Annotated in this window: 3 protein-coding genes; all 3 read right to left on the bottom strand. The window is 32.6% G+C overall.

What is annotated here, in order from left to right; translation table 11 throughout:
• A partial coding sequence (gene jag, locus ACKI3Q_RS07235) for an RNA-binding cell elongation regulator Jag/EloR (RefSeq protein ID WP_407415699.1) occupies window positions 1-786 on the bottom strand: 786 nt, incomplete at its 3' end.
• An 18-nt stretch (window positions 787-804) separates the two neighbouring features.
• The gene (gene yidC / locus ACKI3Q_RS07230) at window positions 805-2061 is read right to left on the bottom strand and encodes a membrane protein insertase YidC (RefSeq protein ID WP_407415697.1); all 1257 of its coding nucleotides are present in this window, start codon (window positions 2059-2061) and stop codon (window positions 805-807) included.
• Between the two features lie 14 nt (window positions 2062-2075).
• Window positions 2076-2285 carry a membrane protein insertion efficiency factor YidD gene (gene yidD / locus ACKI3Q_RS07225; RefSeq protein WP_407415695.1) on the bottom strand — a complete coding sequence of 70 codons (210 nt, stop codon included), beginning with the start codon at window positions 2283-2285 and terminating at the stop codon, window positions 2076-2078.
• Window positions 2286-2333 lie beyond the last annotated feature (48 nt).

Below are 2333 nucleotides of genomic sequence, written 5' to 3'. Positions count from 1 at the left end.
TGTAACTACGACTCTTCTGTATGGTTCTTCACCTTCACTGTGGGTAGTAACATAACGGTCATTCTGAAGAGCTGAATGAATCACTCTTCTTTCATATGGATTCATTGGTTCTAAAGAAACTGTTTTTCTTGTTCTCTTAACTTTATAAGCAATATTTCTCGCAAGATTTTCAAGAGTTTCTTTTCTTCTTTCACGATAGTTTTCAGTATCGATTTTTACACGAATATATTCATCGCTATATTTGTTTACTACTAAACTTACTAAATACTGTAATGAATCAAGTGTCTGTCCTCTTTTTCCAATTAAAACACCCATTTCATCTCCGGAAAGTTCAATATCCATTGTTTTTTCTTCTTTGTTTTCAGTAACTTTGATATCAACAACCATATCCATTGCTTTGAAAACATCTTTTAAGAAATCTTCAGCAGAAATTTCTTTTCCTGTAACTGTTTCTTTTTTCACTGGAGCTTTTACTTCTTCAACAGCTTTTTCAACAGTTTCTACTTTCACAGACTCAGCTTTTTTTACTTCTTTTTTGATTTCTTTTTTAACTTCCTGTTTTACAACTTCTTTTACAGGCTCAGCTTTTACTTCTGCTTTTGCAATTTCTTCATCAGAAAGAGCTCTTGCTTTAATTACAGCTGGTTTTGCACCAAATCCTAAAAATCCGGCACTGCCTTTTTCAATTACTTCATATTCTAAATGTTCTCTTGTTGTAGCAAGTTTCATCGCTGCTTCTAAAACAGCATCTTCTACTGTTTTTGCGCTTACCTGAATGTAATCCATTTTTAATCCTCCCCTTTACTATTTTGTGTTCTTTTCTTCGAACTTTTTAACCATGTTTGCTTTAGATGCAAGACTGCCTGGCTTTGCATTATCATTATAATATGCAGTTGCCTTTTTAATATTTTCGGCAGTTGCAGCTTTTTTAGCAGCTAATTTTGCTTCATCTACAGGTTTTGCCTGTGCTGCTTTAATTGCTTTTTCATTTAATTTCTGAGGTGGAAGACCCTGTTTTGCACGTTTTTCATTTAATTTTTCAAGATTTGCCTGAATTAATGCATCTAAATCAATATTATCAAAATGTTTATTTAATACAATCTGCTGTGCACATCTTACAACTGCACTTACAATCCAGTAAAGACCCATACCTGATGGTAATGTGAAGCAGAAAACTGCTGACATTAAAGGCATCATAAGGTTCATCTGTTTCATAGACTGACCCATTGCATTATTTTCATTATCAGACATATCCATCTGTGGCATTAATTTTGTATTTAACCACTGTGTTAATGCAGCTAATACAGGAATCGCAATGGCTCCAACCATTAATACGATAGAACCTGTTTTTAATAAGTTCGATGGTGAGTAAGCAATATTAATACCAAGGAATGTATTCATCTGATCTATTTCAGACTGAGTACTTAAAATTAAATCAGATAATTCAGGATATTTTGTTGCTAAATCTGTCCAGTTTGCAGACTGGAATTTATTTAATACATCAACAAATGTATCTAACTGTGCAAAATCATATTTCTTTGTAGTAATACCTACTGTTGCACCTACTTCAGTCATGTATTCAATTGCACCGTCCATAGTAAAAAGCTTGTTTACTAATGGCATAAATGCGTCTTTTACACTTGAAATATATGCAGGTACATTATAAATAACACGATATAATGCAAATAAAATTGGCATCTGAATGATTAACTGTACACAGCTTCCTGAAGGAGAAACACCATATTTTGCATAAACAGCTTTTGTTTCTTCCTGCATAGCCATCATAGAAGCCTGGTCCTGTCTTCCTTCATATTTCTTCTGAATCGCTTTGATTTCAGGAGAAATTTTTGCATTCATTTTTGAAAACTTCTGCTGTTTATATGTTAATGGAAACATAAACATATAAACTACAACTGTAAATAAAATAATACTTAAACCAATGTTCTGAACGCCAAAAAAATTGTTCATAATATCAAAGATGGCATTCATAATTAAACCCAATAATTTAGCAATAGGACCTAAAATAAATCCTGAATGCTGTGTTGCCAATAAACCTAACAATTATTTTTCCTCCTTTAAGGTACCGGGTCGTATCCTCCCTTTGAGAAAGGATTACAACGAATAATTCTCCATAAAGCTAAAATACCCCCTTTAAAAGCTCCATATTTTGAAATTGCCTCTAATCCATATTCTGAACAAGATGGAAAATAAGGACATTTCGTGGATTTTAAAGGAGATAAATATCTTTGATAAAATCGAATCATAGTGATCAATATTGTTTTCATAAGAATTTCCTATAAATCGCCATGGTCGTTTTTGACCAATATACCGTG

The organism is Methanobrevibacter sp. (assembly GCF_045636185.1).
Classification (GTDB): Archaea; Methanobacteriota; Methanobacteria; order Methanobacteriales; family Methanobacteriaceae; genus Methanocatella.
This window is presented reverse-complemented; position numbering and strand designations above follow the sequence as displayed.